The organism is Acinetobacter sp. 479375 (assembly GCF_000581715.1).
Taxonomy (GTDB): domain Bacteria; phylum Pseudomonadota; class Gammaproteobacteria; order Pseudomonadales; family Moraxellaceae; genus Acinetobacter; species Acinetobacter ursingii.
In genome coordinates, this window is sequence record NZ_JEZN01000015.1 from 39,606 (window position 1) to 55,962 (window position 16,357).

Below are 16,357 nucleotides of genomic sequence, written 5' to 3' on the forward strand. Positions count from 1 at the left end.
CAAAATAGCTTGTATATGAAAATTCGGATGTTCAGGGGCATATACAAGTTGATTGATTAATCTCTATCTTTAAGGAATAAAGATGAAAAAACTTATTTTAGCTGCGGCTTGTGCCGCGGCTTCTGGGGCGCTTTTTGCAAATTCTGTAGAAAGTACGACTGAGCAACGAATAAATGCGCTTGAAGCAGAATTACAGCGTTTAAAAACTGAGCTTGAGCTGCAAAAAACCAATCAGCAAAAAATATTGGCTACCAATGCCGAATTAGCTGAGAAAAAAACCGTGCAATCTTCTGATTCTTCAGCAAAAACGGATAAAGCAATACCACCTTCATGGGTTACTTGGACTGATAATGTTAAGGTCTACGGAATTGCACGTTTAGATGCGGCTGTTGATTTTCAATCCTCACCAGATACGGGTGGGCGTACAACAAGCAGTATTTATAAAGCACCGTTTGAAAATGATAAACGTGCCAATCATCCGCGTTCAGATGCGATGATTAATGCCAGTCGTTTAGGTGTTTACTTCACTAGCCCAGATAAAAAAGTGACGGGTAATATTGAAGCCGATTTCTTTGATAGCTCAACAATGGGAACTGGTGATGGCAAGTTCCGCATTCGACATGCGTTCTTTACTTATAAAGACTGGACGTTTGGTCAGACTTGGTCACTGATGTCGAATATGGAAACCCGTACAGAATCAGTCGACTATACCCAATTTATGGGAACCTCGTATACACGGTTACCACAAGTTCGTTATGACTGGAAAATTGATAACAATCATGATTTAAAAGTTGCACTTGAATATACAAGCTCAAGGGTTTCAGCCTTTCCATCTTTAACAGGGCGATATACCTATAAAGAAGGTCCATTGTTTGTGCTTGCTCAAGGTTTTGTAAACGAAAAATCAGCCGATGTGGGCAGGGATGACGTTAAAAAAGTAAGTTGGGGCGCAGGTGGCGGTTTGAAATATCAAATTACGCCAAAACAGTCTTTACAGGCAAACTATCAACATATTGTTGGTGATCAGAAATTTATGCCGTATACCACTCAAACTGGATTGGCGAATAGCAACAGCTTAAATGCAGCAGGCGATTTCTCATTAAATAAAGACAAAACTGATTTGGTGATGAATACCCTCGATTCATTTAATATCGGTTATACCTATAAATTTAATGATCAATGGCGTACCAACTGGTCTGCTTCAATCTTTAAATATGATGACAGTAGCGACTATGCTGAATTAAATCAGGATGCCAATGATCGTTTAACCGATTATGCAGCTAACTTATTTTATAGTCCAACAGCGCAAATGGATTTTGGTGTGGAATATCATCTAGGTGAGCGCAAAGTATTTGATGGCAGAACGGCTGACATTTCGCGTGTCAACTTTGTATCGATGTATAAATTTTAAAATCAGCATTTGAGTAAAAAATGTCTAACATGATTCAATCCAGTACAGAACATATGGATATGTCTAAGAGTCTGGTATTTATACTTGCAATGACTTGCGGTATTTGTGCTGGATCGAATTATTATAATCAACCGCTGATTTATTCAATCGCACATGCTCTGGGAGTCAATCCAGATCAAGCCGCACTGGTGATCGTAATTGGTCAACTGTCTTATGCGCTGGGTTTGTTTGTATTGGTTCCTATGGGGGATTTTTTTGAAAAAAGGTCATATATTGTTTTACTGATGATCTGTACAGGTCTGGCTCAAATGGGGCTTTCTTTTAGCCCCAATTTGACGACTTTGTATAGCTTGACCTTTCTTTCCACATTCTTTTCAGTTTCTACTCAGGTTCTCGTTCCATTTGCCGCAGGTTTAGCAACACCTCAAAAAAGCCCACAAGTCGTGGGAACCCTGATGAGTGGCTTGTTCATGGGAATTTTGTTAGCCCGTTCGATTGCAGGACTGATTTCGACGATCTGGACGTGGCATGCTGTTTATTTATTAAGTGGTTTTATTATTCTTCTGTTTGCCTCGATTGTCTGGTTTAAACTTCCAGTTGCAAAAAAGACAGTTAAATTAAAGGTCTGGCAAATCTACGCATCATTATTTACTTTAGCCGTTCATGAACCACATCTCATACGTCGAGGATTAGTGGGCGGTATTGGTTTTGGTATTTTGGCGCTGATTTTTACCACCATGACATTCTTACTGGCCAATGCACCTTATCATTTTAATGACTTTCAAATAGGACTCTTTGGAATAGTTGGTCTGGCAGGAGTATTTGCAACACCGTGGGCAGGTAAAAAAATTGCACATCAGCAGGAAAATATCACGGCTCTGATTAGTCTGAGTTTGCTTATTCTGGCTTGGATTCCCTTATTTTTTGCGCAGAAATTTTTGATCTTATATGCAGTTGGTGTGATTTTAGCCTACTTTGGTTTATCTGCTTTACATGTACTTAATCAAAATCTGGTCTATCGTATTTCTGCACAAGCACGATCTCGAATTAATTCAATTTATATGACGCTGTATTTTGGTGGAGCAGCATTAGGTTCTTTTATTGCAGTTTATACATGGAAACATTCTGGTTGGATTGCCTGTGCCAGTATTGGTTTGGGCATGGCAATTATTAGCTTTGTAATTGATCGTTATGATTTTTATAAAATGAGACAACCTCATGACAGAAGATTAAGTCACTAAGACTTAATCTTCTAAGGGTTTATTTGCGGATGATCATAAATGTCGCTGAAGCAAACGCATAAATTTTTCCATTATCATCCACAATTTTACCTTCAGTGGTAATAATATTTCGACCTGCATTAATCAATTCACCATGCGCATAGTAAGCCGTATCTGTTTGCATTGGCCGAATCATTTTGACATTCAAATCTATCGTTCCGTAACCAACATTGGCTTCAAGTACGGAATGCGCTGCACCGCCCGTTGCTGTATCTAGCGCAGTCGCGCAAAAACCACCATGTACACCCCCTTGAACATTTAAATGAGTTTTATTGGGTGTCACTTTATAGATCACTTTACCTTTTGAGGCTTCAATCAATTGCATCGGAAGCGTTTGTGCCATTGGGGAAGACGATACTTCGCCATTTTTGAGTGCGGTTAAAAACTCTAAACCTGTTTGCATGATTCATCCTTGCTTTAAAACATGAAAAATACCTTACTATAAAAATATGATTTTCGGAATAAAATTTTGCATGACAAAAATTAAATTTCTATTAAATAAATAGGTGTAATTTAAAAAATTCATAACATTTTGTATTTTATTGTTTATTTATATTTTAATTTATTTTGGACTAAGAGCCATGAAAAATTAAAGCCAACAAAATTGAAATTTGCAGAAATAAATTTTGCAATATGGAATTATTTTAGATATTTTTAACCTATGAGGAGAATAAATTTTGAGAAACTTAAAACATGCTTTTAAGTTGAATAGAAAATCAAGGAAATAGGATATGCCTGTATATAAAGCCCCACAGCGTGATATGCAATTCGTTTTACACGAGATGTTAGAAGTTGAAGAAAACTATCAACAGTTTCCAAAATATGCAGATCAATTTAGTCGCGATTTGATCAATCAGTATTTAGAAGCCGCAGCCGATTTTTGTGAAAATGAAATTGCTCCGATCAACCAAAGTGGTGATCATGAAGGCTGTCATTTTGAACACGGCAAAGTCACCACGCCAAAAGGTTTTAAAGAAGCCTATCAGAAATATGTCGAATTAGGTTTTACCTCACTGACGGCTGATCCAGTTTATGGGGGGCAGGGTATGCCTACTTTGTTGCGGATCGCTATTTCTGAAATGTTATGCGCGTCGAACTGGTCGTGGGCAATGTATCAGGGACTTTCACATGGTGCGATGCGGACATTGGAGCATCATGGAACTGAACAACAAAAGCAAACTTTTTTGACCAAACTGATAGCAGGGATTTGGACGGGTACCATGTGCCTGACTGAATCGCATGCAGGTTCAGATTTGGGTTTGATTCGGACTAAAGCAGAACCTCAGGCAGATGGTAGTTACGCGATCACAGGCGAGAAAATCTTTATCTCAGCAGGTGAGCATGATCTGGCTGAAAATATTGTGCATATCGTATTGGCTCGTTTGCCTAATGCACCATCAGGGACCAAAGGCATTTCATTATTTATTGTACCCAAATTTAATGTTGATGAGTCTGGCAATATTCAAGATCGTAATCAGGTGGTGTGTAGCGCGATTGAACACAAAATGGGAATTCATGGCAATGCGACCTGCGTGATGAATTTCGATGCGGCTAAAGGTTATCTGATTGGCCCTGAAAATCGTGGTTTAAATTGCATGTTTACCTTTATGAATACTGCGCGTATTGGTACAGCAGTACAAGGCTTGGCAGCATCTGAAATTGCTTTTCAAGGGGCGCTCAGTTATGCCAAAGAACGTTTAGCCATGCGCGCACTCACAGGCGCTAAACAACCTACACAAAATGCAGATCCAATTATTGTACATCCCGCTGTGCGTAGTATGTTGATGACCCAAAAAGCACTTGCTGAAGGTGGACGTGCCTTGGCATATTTTCTGGCACAACACGCAGATATTATTGAAAGCTCAAGTGATGAAGCGCAAAAAAAATTATCAGATGAATTACTGGCATTTTTAACACCCATTGCCAAAGCATTTTTAACTGAATCCGGCAATGAATCTGCCAAACATGGTGTCCAGATTTTTGGTGGACATGGTTTTATAGTTGAACATGGCATGGAACAAATTGTTCGAGATGCACGTATTTCTACGCTTTATGAAGGCACCACAGAAATTCAGTCACTCGATTTACTGGCGCGTAAAGTACTCAAATCAGAAGGCAAGTTGCTTAAAAACATGACTGATTTAATTGATCAGTTTGTTGAGGAAAATCAGTCCAATTCAAGTTTAAAAACTTATCTGAATCAATTGTCTAAACTTAAAAACGAATGGCTGGAGATTACCAAGCATATTGCAGTTAAAGCACAGCATAATCCAGAGGAAATCGGAGCAGCCTCAGTCGATTATTTATATTACTCAAGTTATATCGTTTTTGCCTATCTGTGGGCGCGTATGGCAAAAGTTGCGCAACAAAAACTGGATCAAGGCACCACTGAACAGAAGTTCTATCAGGCTAAACTTAAAACTGCACAATTCTTTTATGACAAGTTATTAAATCGAACTCAACAGCATGCAGCCTCAATTAAAACAGGCGCTGAATCAGTGATGGCGCTAGATGCAGAAGATTTCGTTTTTTAATCAATGATAAACGTGGAGATGGCGAACATAAAACCATCTCCTCAAACAAGAGTATTGAATATGGATTTTCAACATATTTTGACACATGTCGAGCAACGTGTTGCCTATTTAACACTGAATCGACCTGAAGTGCTCAATAGTTTTAATGAACAGATGCATCAGGAAGTGGCTCAGATTTTGTCCGAATGGGAAACCTCTGAACAGATCAAAGTGATTGTAATTTCAGGTATGGGCAAAGGCTTTTGTGCAGGACAAGATTTATCTGCCCGAAAACCTGAAGTCATCGAAGATCCCAACTATGATGCTGGTGCATCTTTAGATCGTTATTACAATCCTTTGATTTTAAAAATTGCCAATATGCCTAAAGTGGTTGTTGCAGCAGTCAATGGCGTTGCGGCTGGTGCTGGTGCCAATATAGCATTGGCATGCGATATTGTCGTTGCCAAGCAGTCCGCTTCATTTATACAGTCATTTTCTAAAGTAGGTTTAATTCCCGATGCAGGTGGGACTTGGATTTTACCGCGTTTGGTGGGTCATGCCAGAGCAAAAGCGCTGATGTTGCTTGGAAATAAACTATCGGTTAATAAGGCTTTAGAATGGGGCATGATCTGGGAGGTTTATCCAGATGATGCTTTTCAGCAACAAGTCAATGCATTGGCTGAGACTTTAGCTATGCAACCTTTGTCATCCATGAAACTCATTAAAAAAGCCTTAAATCTTTCGCAGCAAAACTCGCTTGAACAACAGCTTGATCTTGAAAGAGATTTGCAACGTGAGGCAGGCAAATCATCAAATTATAAAGAAGGCGTACAGGCATTTATGCAAAAACGTCAGCCCAACTTCGATTAAACTTAAAACGATTTGTGACACCCAATACATGCAAAGGATGCAATCATGTCAAGTTTACAACAACAAGTTTCAGCCAATGAATGGGCTGCCAGATGCCAATTAGCAGCTTTATATCGTTTAATTGCGTATTATCGCATGACCGATTTAATCGACACTCATATTAGTTTACGTGTACCCGATGAGGAAGGTCATTTTTTAATTAACCAATATGGTATTCCTTTTGAAAAAATGACAGCGTCTCATTTAGTCAAAATCGACTATGACGGCAATATTATCGATGAACATGATCAGGGAAAAATGGTCAATGTGGCAGGATTTGTCATTCATTCAGCCATTCATTCAGCACGTCAAGATTTACATTGTGTCATTCATACCCATACCGCTGATGGAATTGCGGTATCTGCACAAAAGCAGGGATTATTGCCGATCTCGCAACATGCCTTAAAGTTTTATAACAAAATCAGCTATCACGACTACGAAGGCGTTGCCTTGTTAACTGAAGAGCGCGAACGTTTAGTTCAGGATTTTGGGCAAAATCGGGTGATGATTTTGCGTAATCATGGTTTGTTAGCAGCAGGTGATAGCGTACAACGTGCCTTCCATGAAATTTACTTTTTAGAACGCGCTTGTCAGGCACAAATCAAAGCACTTGCTGGTGGTTGTGAGTTAAATATTCCGAGTCAACAGGTTCGTGAACATACTTCAGCACAATTTGAATCCAAAGGCATTGAGCGAATTATTGCAAATGCATGGCATGCTGCATTGTCATTGATTGAACAACAAAAAGAGGAATACTGTTCATGATCGTGATTGCAACCACTGTTCCCAAAGTACAAAAATGGCTTGAAGATGCATTGGCTGAATATGCACCGCAAGAGGCTTATTGTCTGGCACATAGCGAACAAGCTCTACAGGCAACCACCGCGATTTCATGGTTTCCAGATTTAGATTATCTTGAAACTTTGCCAAATCTAAAGCTGATTCATTCTATGGCGGCGGGCGTTGAGCATTTAAATCTAAAACGCATAGGTGACCGCTATGCAGTATGCCGTGTCGTGGATGAATCTCATCAAAAAGGCATGTACGATTATTTGCAATGGTGCGTGCTGTACTATCAGCGTTTTTTTGATGTTTTGATCGCCCAACAACAGCAACAACGCTGGAAACAACCGCCACAAAAATCTAGTTCAGATGTCAAAATTGGCATTATGGGTTTGGGGCAAATGGGCGGTTATATTGCTGAAAAATTTGCAAAGCTAGGTTATCAGGTTTCAGGTTGGTCGCGTAGTTTAAAACAAATTGAAGGTGTAACTTGCTTTGCAGGTGATGCACAAAGACAGGATTTTCTTGCTCAAAGTGAAATTTTGATTAACCTGCTTCCTTTGACTGAAGATAATGTTGGTCTATTAAATACTGAATTGTTTCAACAGCTTCCTAAAGGAGCCTGTATAATTAATTGTGGTCGTGGACAACATCTAAACGAACAGGATTTAATTGCTGCACTGGATTCAGAGCAATTACGTGGTGCAGTTTTAGATGTATTTGCAAAAGAACCTTTGGCACAAGATCACGTTTTTTGGCAACATCCTAAAGTGTTGGTGACTCCACATGTTGCTTCACACGCACCTTGGTCGGCTGTCATTGGGCAAATTCTTGAAAATGATCGTCGTGTGCAGCAGGGCTTGGCTTTAGTCAATGAAGTGAATGTCATGAAAGGCTATTAAAATTTTGCTGTTATCACAATGAAATAAGATGAATGTTATTTAAGCATTCATCTTATTTAAGAGCCATTTTACAAGCTTCATGTCATTTCCACATTTTGAGATTGCACTAAAATATCTGTAGCTTGTTCAATAAAATGTTTGAGATTACCACTCCAGCTTTGTGGTTTATTGGCGATGAGATACGTATTAATTTCACCAATTTGCTCATCGATATCAAAAAACTGTAGCGCATCTTTATAGGATGACTTTTCAATATATGAACGTGGCAATATGGCGTAACCCATACCTAAATGCACACAACTTAAGATGGCATCCAGATTGCCCATTTCAGTGAGTTGTGACGGGGGTAAATCATAACCCTGTAAAAAAGACTCAATGCTTTTTCGATAAAAACAACCCTGACGGATAGCAAGAAAAGGCGTATTTAATAAAACCTTCTTATCTGGAAATGCATGGACTTCTTTAGGACAAATCAAAACTAAATGTTCCGTCCATGCCAGAAGATTATAAAAATCAGGCAGCACTTGCGAACTGGCAATAAAAGCACAGTCAAGATCGCCCTTATAAACGCGGTCAATCAATTCACGTGTTGTACCCGTATTTAAGTGAAGTCTTAATTCAGGCAGTTGCGAAAGTACGTCTTTAAATAACTGGGGTAGACGTGTTGCGGCTGTGGTTTCCATACTCCCAATTTTTAATGGAATGTCATGGCATAATGTTTGATCAGAAAAATGAAATTTCGCTTGTTGATGTAGCTCAATCATTTGCTCTGCATAATGGCGTAACTGTTGACCTGCACTGGTGGGTCGAATAGGAGATTGACGTGACAATAATTCACAGTTTAATTCATCTTCAAGCTTTTTTATATGATTAGTAATATTCGATTGCACCGTATGCAAATGCGTTGCTGCATGGGAAAAACTGCCACATTCCACAACCTTTAAAAAAATTTCCAAAGACTTTAACTGCATTATTTTTCTCTCAGTGTTTCACATCTCAAAACCCAAACTATCGCAAAAATACTATCTCAAAATAAGATACTGGCTATCACTATAAATCATTTTACCAGATATAAATAATCGACTTTAATCTATTTAACTTAAACAGAGATTGGTCTATGCAAAATACATCCAGATTGTTTTGGGTGGCATTTCTGTCAACGTGCCTAGGGATTGGGTTGTTTAGATTTTCATATACCTCCTTGATGCCACTTTTAGTTGAACAAAAATGGTTTACTGCATCATTTGCCAGTTATTTAAGTAGTGCAAATTTATTGGGCTATCTCATCGGGGCATTATTGGCGCATCCTGTCTCGCATTATATCCAAGATAAAAAATTAATTAGTATCAGTGCATTTGTAGGATCTGTAAGCCTTTTACTTTGTGCAATTCATGGTTTACCTGAGTTTTTATATATTGTTTTTCGATTATTTTCAGGAATTGCAGGTGCAACTTTAATGGTGCTTGCGCCAAGCTACGCACTAAGATGGGTAGAGCCTGAAATACGACAGCGGCTCAGTATGGTGGCATTTAGTGGGATAGGAGCGGGGGTAGTGATTTCAACATTTATTGTGCCTTATGCTGCCAAAATCAATGTTGGATTAGGATGGTTATTTCTGGGTGTTCTAAGCTTGATCTTTAGTTTTGTCATTTTTATTGGTTTACAAGGGCAACAAAAGACGTTACAGACTCATCAGATATACCAGTCAGGCATTTCTTTAGCACCCAAATACGTTCAAATGGCTGGGCTAATCATTGCTGCTTACGCTTTAAGTGCAATTGCCTATATTCCACATAGTTTGTTTTGGATCGATTTTATTAAAAGTGAGTTACATCAAAGTGTTCAATTTTCCAATCAGCAATGGGCATTTTATGGAATAGGCTCGATGTTAGGAGCAGTATTTGCTTTTTATTGCAGTAAACATTGGCAGATTTCGGGTGCTTTATGGCGTTGTTATTTACTTTATAGTCTCGCCATTTTTATTCCAGTTTATTTCCACCATTTTTATAGCTTAGCGCTTTCTTCTTTTTTAACAGGTTTATTAAATCCTGCTGTGGTTTCTCTTAGTTCAAGTGCTTTATTGAGCATATTAGGTACTCAAAATCACCAATCCGCATGGAGTATTGCAACCGCAGCATTTGCAACGGCACAGCTTGTAGGTGGTTTGTTGATCAGTTTTTTACATACAAGTGGTGTCATTTACCCACATTTGTTTTTTCTTGGCGCGATGATGATGAGCCTTGGCTTCGTGTGTAGTGTATGTTTTTACATGATTCAAAAACTAAATTCGAGTCAACTGAAGGGGGAAGGTTAATGCATTATTTTCTAGGAACTTTACGTATCATTGTAATATTAGTCATTGCGATGATCTTTCTTATCGCTTTAACAGCATGGGATGATTTTTTTGCCCCTCAACGTCATTTTAGCAATCATCTCGAACATTTTATGCAATAAAAATACGCATATAAGATATGTAAATAATGAATCTTCGTTTAGCCTAGAGTGCCAGTATTAAATGAAGATTCACATAAACTATCTAAATGTATTTCATCGCTTAAATATTATAGACCGATCCATACTCAAGCAGAAGTTAATCAATTCAGAACATTTGTGTATTTTTTCTAATCGAAACCATAGCCGCAATATTTTCTAGAAAAATATAAGAGTTCGATGATCGAACGATAAGTTTAAAATTTGAATTATAAAATATTACGCAACTCTCTGGCTGTTTCCTGTAATAAAGGCAAAATATGCTGGACTAAGTATTCTTTAGTGGTTCGCATCGTGGGAGAAACAATATTAAGCGCAGCGACTACACGTGACTGTTGTCCATAAATAGGTACAGCTAAGGCATGTACGCCCAGCTCATGTTCTTCACAGGAATAACACCAGCCTTGTTCTTTAATTTCACATAAAAGTTTTAAAAAATCCTGATTATTGGTATGCGTATATTTGGTTAGGCGTTGTAGTGGATGTTGTGATAACCATTCCTGTTGTTCATGATCATCTAGATAGGCTAAAAGAATTTTTCCTGCTGAGGTTGCATGTGCAGGCAAGCGATTTCCCAAATGTAGACCATAGGGATTTACCCGATCTGTTTGTTGGTGTGCAGCACTTCTGGCAATGGTAATCGCCTCGTAGCCATCAAGTACCATGACCGAATAGATGAGAGAAGTTTGTGTTGTCAATAAGTTAAGTAAAGGCTGAGAAATCTTGGGAAGATGTGCACCACCAAGATAAGAGCCTGAAAATTTTAATATTTTAGGCGTCAAGTAAAAGTAATGCCCATCGGATTCAAGATAACCGAGATACTCTAAAGTAAGTAAATGGCGTCGTGCAGCTGCCCGAGTCATCCCTGTTTTTTCAGCTGCCATGGTAATATTTAATCGGTGGCGATCCGTACCAAAACTGTCTAAAATCGCCATGCCTTTACCAATTCCAGCAACAAAATCTTCATGACGAATCGTTTTTTTGTTACTTGAATTGTGAAGAATTTTTTCTTCTTTCTCTATTTTTTTATCCATATCTACTGACATTCCTAGCATTTGATACATTCGTCATATTGATTTGCATACTATAACGCTAAAGCCGACCAGATAAATCAGGTTTTGTTCGATAGTCGAACAAATGATTTAATCACCGAACAAAACCTACTAAACTGGTCTGGAACTCAAACAAAAAATTATAAAAAATGATCAGACAAGGGAATCCTACCGAATGACTAAGGAATAGTATTTGAACTTGCATGAAATGTTCTTCCTTAGCCATGTCCTAGTTTTCCACCTTTCTAATTTTGCTTGATGCACAATGGAGTTATCTAAATGATAGATAAAAGTGCAGCGACCCTCGCGGAAGCGCTCTCCCAGATTAAAGACGGTGCCACCATTTTAATTGGCGGCTTTGGTACAGCAGGTCAACCCGCTGAACTGATTGATGGTTTAATCGAACTTGGACGCAAAGACCTCACCATCGTCAGCAACAATGCAGGCAATGGCGACTACGGTCTTGCCAAGCTACTCAAAACTGGCGCAGTCAAAAAAATCATCTGTTCATTCCCACGTCAGGCCGACTCTTACGTATTTGATGAACTGTATCGTGCGGGCAAAATCGAATTGGAAATCGTACCGCAGGGCAATCTGGCTTGCCGTATGCAAGCCGCAGGCATGGGACTTGGCCCAATCTACACCCCGACAGGTTTTGGTACATTGTTGGCTGAGGGTAAACCGACCCTTCAATATGACAGCAAAGACTACGTTTTAGAAAATCCCATCAAAGCTGACTTCGCCCTGATTAAAGCGCATAAAGGCGACCGCTGGGGCAATCTGGTCTATCGCAAATCTGCACGAAACTTTGGCCCAATTATGGCGATGGCAGCCGATGTAACCATTGCCCAAGTCAGTGAAGTGGTTAAACTCGGTGAGCTTGATCCAGAAGTGGTCGTGACCCCAGGCATCTTTGTACAACACGTGGTACAGGTACAACCTGCACCAGTACCTGTTTCAGCATAAGGAGAACGACATGAGTTATCAAAAACTAAGCCGTGACCAGATTGCACAGCGTGTGGCACAGGATATTCCAGAAGGTTCATACGTCAATTTAGGCATTGGCTTGCCGACCAAAATTGCCAGTTATCTGCCTGCAGACAAAGATGTATTCCTCCATTCAGAAAATGGTTTACTGGCTTTTGGCCCACCACCCGCAAAAGGTGAAGAAGATCCAGAACTGATCAATGCCGGTAAAGAATACGTGACTATGCTCAAAGGCGGATGTTTTTTCCATCATGGTGATTCATTCGCGATGATGCGTGGCGGACATCTCGATATTTGTGTATTAGGTGCTTTCCAGATTGCCGCCAATGGCGACCTTGCCAACTGGCATACCGGTGCACATGATGCAATTCCATCGGTGGGTGGGGCCATGGACTTGGCCGTTGGTGCAAAAAAAGTCTTTGTGACCACAGATCACGTGACTAAAAAAGGCGAACAGAAAATCGTTGCTGAACTGACTTACCCTGCTACAGGGCAAAAATGTGTGGATCGCATCTACACCGATTTATGCATTATTGATGTGACACCAGAAGGTCTGAAAGTGACTGAGAAAGTGGACGGTTTAAGCTTTGAAGAATTACAGAGCTTAACGGGTGCAACGCTGATTGACGCGACACAGGGATAAGGATAACTAAATATGAAAAATGCATACATTGTTGATGCAATCCGTACTCCATTTGGTCGTTATGCAGGTGGTTTAGCACCAGTTCGCGCTGATGACTTGGGTGCAGTGCCAATTACTGCATTGATGCAACGCAACCCAAGCGTGAACTGGCAACAAGTCGATGACGTGATCTACGGCTGTGCCAATCAGGCAGGCGAAGACAACCGCAACGTAGGACGAATGTCCGCACTGCTTGCAGGTTTACCCGTTGAAGTTCCTGCAACCACAGTGAATCGTTTATGTGGATCATCACTGGATGCGATTGCGATGGCTGCCCGTGCGATTAAAGCAGGTGAAGCCCATCTGATCATTACAGGTGGTGTCGAAAGCATGAGTCGCGCACCGTATGTGATGGGCAAAGCAGAAGGCGCATTTGGTCGTAGCCAAAAGATTGAAGACACCACCATGGGCTGGCGTTTTATCAATCCAAAGCTCAAAGCCATGTATGGTGTAGACACCATGCCACAAACGGCTGAAAACGTGGCAGAACAGTTCAACATCAACCGTGAAGATCAAGACCAGTTTGCTTATACCAGTCAGCAACGTACTGCGGCAGCACAAGCCAAAGGTTACTTTGCCAAAGAAATCGTGCCTGTCACGATCCCGCAGCGCAAAGGCGATCCGATCATCATTGATACCGATGAACATCCACGTGCATCGACCACTTTAGAAGCTTTAGCCAAACTTAAAGGCGTGGTTAAAGCAGACGGTACAGTGACTGCGGGTAATGCATCTGGCATTAACGATGGTGCAGCGGCATTACTGATTGCATCAGATGAAGCCATTTCACAATACAACTTAACACCACGTGCCAAAATCATTGCTGCGACCACAGTGGGCGTAGAACCCCGCATTATGGGGTTTGCACCAGCACCAGCGATTAAAAAACTATTGAAGCAAGCCAACATGAGCTTGGATCAGATGGATGTGATTGAGCTGAATGAAGCCTTTGCAGCGCAAGCTTTAGCCTGTACCCGTGATTTAGGTCTACAAGACGACGATGCACGAGTTAATCCAAATGGTGGTGCGATTGCATTGGGTCATCCACTCGGTGCATCTGGCGCACGTCTGGTCACGACAGCACTGAATCAGCTTGAACAAACGGGTGGTAAGTATGCGCTATGTTCTATGTGTATCGGTGTGGGTCAGGGTATTGCCTTGATTATTGAGCGGGTTTAAGGAAAGTCATCATGAGCCAGTTATATGCCAGCTTGTTTTACCAAAAAGAGGTGACTGAAATTTTCAGTGACCATGCTTTAGTGTCATATATGGTTGAAGCTGAAGTTGCACTGGCGCAAGCACAGGCACAGGTTGGGGTAATTCCTCAATCTGCTGCTGCTGTGATTGAACGAGTTGCAAAAACAGCATTGGAAAAAATTGACTTTGATACTTTGGCAACCGCAACAGGTTTGGCTGGGAATATTGCAATTCCTTTTGTAACACAGTTGACTGCCATCGTCAAACAAGCGGACGAAGATGCTGCGCGTTATGTGCATTGGGGTGCAACCAGTCAGGATATTTTAGATACAGCCTGTATTTTGCAATGTCGCGATGCACTGACCATTGTACAAAATCAAGTTCAGCAGTGTTATGACACCGCTTTGTCTCAAGCACAAACTTATCGTTATCAAGTGATGATGGGTCGCACATGGTTGCAACAGGCTTTACCGATTACTTTAGGTCATAAACTGGCACGTTGGGCTTCAGCTTTTAAACGTGATCTGGATCGTATGGATGCCATGAAAGATCGCGTTTTAACCGCACAACTAGGTGGTGCCGTTGGTTCATTGGCTTCATTGCAGAATCAAGGCTCAGTGGTTGTGAATGCTTATGCACAGCAATTACAGCTAAATGCAGCCGCTTGTACTTGGCATGGTGAACGAGATCGTATCGTCGAGATTGCAAGTGTACTTGGCATGATCACAGGTAACCTAGGCAAAATGGCGCGTGACTGGTCGCTCATGATGCAGACTGAGATTGCAGAAGTTTTTGAGCCAACAGCCAAAGGTCGCGGTGGTTCATCAACAATGCCACATAAGCGTAATCCAGTTGCAGCAGCATCTGTGTTGGCGGCGGCCAATCGTGTTCCAGCACTGATGTCGAGCATTTATCAAAGTATGGTGCAAGAGCATGAGCGCAGTTTAGGCGGTTGGCATGCAGAATGGTTGTGTTTACCTGAAATTTTTCAACTCACCGCAGGTGCATTAGAGCGCACTTTGGATGTACTGCAAGGCATGGAAGTCCATGTAGATAACATGCAACGTAATATCGAGTGTACCCATGGGCTGATTATGGCAGAAGCGGTGATGATGGCATTGGCACCGCATATGGGGCGTCTTAATGCGCATCATATGGTGGAAGCTGCATGCAAAAAATCGGTTGCAGAACATACACATTTAAAAGATGTAATTTCAAACATTGAAGACGTGAAGCAATATTTTAATGCCTCACAACTTGATGAAATTTTTAAACCTGAGTCATATCTCGGCAATATTCAAGACCAGATTGACGCAGTATTGCAGGAAGCAAAAGGAGTGGCAAAGTGAGCGTACACAACAGCATCATGATGACCAATCGTCAAGGCAAAACATTATCTGTCCAGATCAATGGGCCTGAAAATGCGCCTGCAATCGTATTTTCAAACTCATTGGGTACAGATCATGGGATGTGGCAACCGCAAGTTGCTGCATTAAAAAGCCAGTATCGAGTTGTAACTTATGACACCCGTGGTCATGGTCAAAGTGATGTCATTGAAAATACAACACTACAAAATCTGGGTGAAGATGTCATCGATATTTTGGATGCACTCAACATTGAAAAAGCACATTTTTGTGGGATTTCAATGGGCGGTATGACAGCACTCTGGTTAGGTATTTATCAGCCGACACGTTTTTATAGCATTACTGTTGCCAACTCAGCAGCCAAAATCTGGACAGAGGAAGGCTGGAATGCACGAGCTGATACCGTTGAGGCGAATGGCTTGGCTGATTTGGTCGCATCCACCCATACACGTTGGTTTAGCGATAAATTTGATTATCAAAATAATGATTTGGCACAACAAACCATTCAGAGTCTGGCCAATACACCAGCTCAAGGTTATGCCAACGCCTGTCGTGCTTTGGCAACGGCGGATGTACGTGAACAACTTGCATCGATTGCAATTCCAACTTTGATTATTGCAGGAGCTGCTGACCCTGTAACTACAGTTGCAGATGGTGAATTTATGCAACAGCACATCAAAGAAAGTCAGCTTTATATCATTGAAGCTTCTCATCTTTCCAATATTGAACAACCTGAAGCCTTTACTCAAGTCTTCAGTCAGTTTATTGAGTCTATTCAGTAGTTTAG

The 16,357-nt window shown here is 40.8% G+C and carries 15 protein-coding genes; 12 read left to right on the forward strand and 3 right to left on the reverse strand.

Going from position 1 to position 16,357, the window contains the following annotated elements:
* The first annotated feature begins 82 nt into the window (after positions 1–82).
* Complete coding sequence (dcaP, locus tag J500_RS12205) at positions 83–1,411, forward strand: outer membrane trimeric porin-like protein DcaP (protein ID WP_004997835.1); 1,329 nt, start codon at positions 83–85, stop codon at positions 1,409–1,411.
* Positions 1,412–1,440: 29 nt separating this feature from the next.
* Positions 1,441–2,652 carry an MFS transporter gene (locus J500_RS12210; protein WP_372463989.1) on the forward strand — a complete coding sequence of 404 codons (1,212 nt, stop codon included), beginning with the start codon at positions 1,441–1,443 and terminating at the stop codon, positions 2,650–2,652.
* 19 nt (positions 2,653–2,671) lie between these two features.
* On the opposite strand, the gene J500_RS12215 is transcribed toward J500_RS12210, so the two are convergent.
* Positions 2,672–3,094 (reverse strand): PaaI family thioesterase, encoded by a 423-nt coding sequence (locus J500_RS12215; RefSeq protein WP_004997842.1) that lies wholly within the window; start codon positions 3,092–3,094, stop codon positions 2,672–2,674.
* Between the two features lie 328 nt (positions 3,095–3,422).
* Between J500_RS12215 and J500_RS12220 the strand changes: the two genes are divergently transcribed.
* From J500_RS12220 to J500_RS12235, 4 genes are read left to right on the forward strand one after another with little or no spacing between them, the layout of a single operon-like run.
* Positions 3,423–5,225 carry an acyl-CoA dehydrogenase C-terminal domain-containing protein gene (locus tag J500_RS12220; RefSeq protein WP_004997843.1) on the forward strand — a complete coding sequence of 601 codons (1,803 nt, stop codon included), beginning with the start codon at positions 3,423–3,425 and terminating at the stop codon, positions 5,223–5,225.
* A gap of 60 nt (positions 5,226–5,285) precedes the next feature.
* Positions 5,286–6,074 carry a 2-(1,2-epoxy-1,2-dihydrophenyl)acetyl-CoA isomerase PaaG gene (gene paaG, locus J500_RS12225; RefSeq protein ID WP_004997846.1) on the forward strand — a complete coding sequence of 263 codons (789 nt, stop codon included), beginning with the start codon at positions 5,286–5,288 and terminating at the stop codon, positions 6,072–6,074.
* 45 nt (positions 6,075–6,119) lie between these two features.
* Positions 6,120–6,878, forward strand: coding sequence for a class II aldolase/adducin family protein (locus tag J500_RS12230; protein WP_004997848.1), 759 nt, complete (start codon positions 6,120–6,122; stop codon positions 6,876–6,878).
* Entirely contained in the window at positions 6,875–7,798 is a 924-nt protein-coding gene (locus J500_RS12235; RefSeq protein WP_004997850.1) for a 2-hydroxyacid dehydrogenase, read from the forward strand. The genes J500_RS12230 and J500_RS12235 overlap by 4 nt, the downstream gene beginning before the upstream one ends.
* 77 nt (positions 7,799–7,875) lie before the next feature.
* On the opposite strand, the gene J500_RS12240 is transcribed toward J500_RS12235, so the two are convergent.
* Positions 7,876–8,769: a LysR family transcriptional regulator gene (locus J500_RS12240; protein ID WP_004997852.1), complete on the reverse strand. Its 894-nt coding sequence runs from the start codon at positions 8,767–8,769 to the stop codon at positions 7,876–7,878.
* Between the two features lie 206 nt (positions 8,770–8,975).
* Here J500_RS12240 and J500_RS12245 point away from each other — a divergent pair, with 206 nt between their 5' ends.
* Positions 8,976–10,112 carry a YbfB/YjiJ family MFS transporter gene (locus J500_RS12245; protein WP_240295758.1) on the forward strand — a complete coding sequence of 379 codons (1,137 nt, stop codon included), beginning with the start codon at positions 8,976–8,978 and terminating at the stop codon, positions 10,110–10,112.
* Positions 10,113–10,497: 385 nt separating this feature from the next.
* Here J500_RS12245 and pcaU read toward each other — a convergent pair whose 3' ends face one another.
* Positions 10,498–11,310, reverse strand: a complete 813-nt coding sequence (pcaU, locus tag J500_RS12250) for an IclR family transcriptional regulator PcaU (protein WP_026039993.1) — start codon at positions 11,308–11,310, stop codon at positions 10,498–10,500.
* Positions 11,311–11,619: 309 nt separating this feature from the next.
* On the opposite strand from pcaU, the gene J500_RS12255 reads away from it, so the two are divergent.
* The 5 genes from J500_RS12255 to pcaD are packed head-to-tail and all read left to right on the forward strand — an operon-like array spanning position 11,620 to position 16,352.
* The gene (locus J500_RS12255; protein ID WP_004997859.1) at positions 11,620–12,306 is read left to right on the forward strand and encodes a 3-oxoacid CoA-transferase subunit A; all 687 of its coding nucleotides are present in this window, start codon (positions 11,620–11,622) and stop codon (positions 12,304–12,306) included.
* 10 nt (positions 12,307–12,316) lie between these two features.
* A complete protein-coding gene (catJ, locus tag J500_RS12260; protein WP_004997862.1) occupies positions 12,317–12,970 on the forward strand; it encodes a 3-oxoadipate CoA-transferase subunit B CatJ in 654 nt (217 codons plus the stop codon).
* A 12-nt stretch (positions 12,971–12,982) separates the two neighbouring features.
* A complete protein-coding gene (gene pcaF, locus J500_RS12265; protein ID WP_004997865.1) occupies positions 12,983–14,188 on the forward strand; it encodes a 3-oxoadipyl-CoA thiolase in 1,206 nt (401 codons plus the stop codon).
* A gap of 11 nt (positions 14,189–14,199) precedes the next feature.
* Entirely contained in the window at positions 14,200–15,555 is a 1,356-nt protein-coding gene (gene pcaB / locus J500_RS12270; protein ID WP_034699856.1) for a 3-carboxy-cis,cis-muconate cycloisomerase, read from the forward strand.
* A complete protein-coding gene (gene pcaD, locus J500_RS12275) occupies positions 15,552–16,352 on the forward strand; it encodes a 3-oxoadipate enol-lactonase (protein WP_004997874.1) in 801 nt (266 codons plus the stop codon). The genes pcaB and pcaD overlap by 4 nt, the downstream gene beginning before the upstream one ends.
* Positions 16,353–16,357: the final 5 nt, after the last annotated feature.

Bases quoted from the DNA above. Each gene is read 5' to 3' on its own strand.
- dcaP (WP_004997835.1), top strand. From the start codon at position 83: ATGAAAAAACTTATTTTAGCTGCGGCTTGTGCCGCGGCTTCTGGGGCG.
- J500_RS12210 (WP_372463989.1), top strand. From the start codon at position 1,441: ATGATTCAATCCAGTACAGAACATATGGATATGTCTAAGAGTCTGGTA.
- J500_RS12215 (WP_004997842.1), bottom strand. From the start codon at position 3,094: ATGCAAACAGGTTTAGAGTTTTTAACCGCACTCAAAAATGGCGAAGTA.
- J500_RS12220 (WP_004997843.1), top strand. From the start codon at position 3,423: ATGCCTGTATATAAAGCCCCACAGCGTGATATGCAATTCGTTTTACAC.
- paaG (WP_004997846.1), top strand. From the start codon at position 5,286: ATGGATTTTCAACATATTTTGACACATGTCGAGCAACGTGTTGCCTAT.
- J500_RS12230 (WP_004997848.1), top strand. From the start codon at position 6,120: ATGTCAAGTTTACAACAACAAGTTTCAGCCAATGAATGGGCTGCCAGA.
- J500_RS12235 (WP_004997850.1), top strand. From the start codon at position 6,875: ATGATCGTGATTGCAACCACTGTTCCCAAAGTACAAAAATGGCTTGAA.
- J500_RS12240 (WP_004997852.1), bottom strand. From the start codon at position 8,769: ATGCAGTTAAAGTCTTTGGAAATTTTTTTAAAGGTTGTGGAATGTGGC.
- J500_RS12255 (WP_004997859.1), top strand. From the start codon at position 11,620: ATGATAGATAAAAGTGCAGCGACCCTCGCGGAAGCGCTCTCCCAGATT.
- catJ (WP_004997862.1), top strand. From the start codon at position 12,317: ATGAGTTATCAAAAACTAAGCCGTGACCAGATTGCACAGCGTGTGGCA.
- pcaF (WP_004997865.1), top strand. From the start codon at position 12,983: ATGAAAAATGCATACATTGTTGATGCAATCCGTACTCCATTTGGTCGT.
- pcaB (WP_034699856.1), top strand. From the start codon at position 14,200: ATGAGCCAGTTATATGCCAGCTTGTTTTACCAAAAAGAGGTGACTGAA.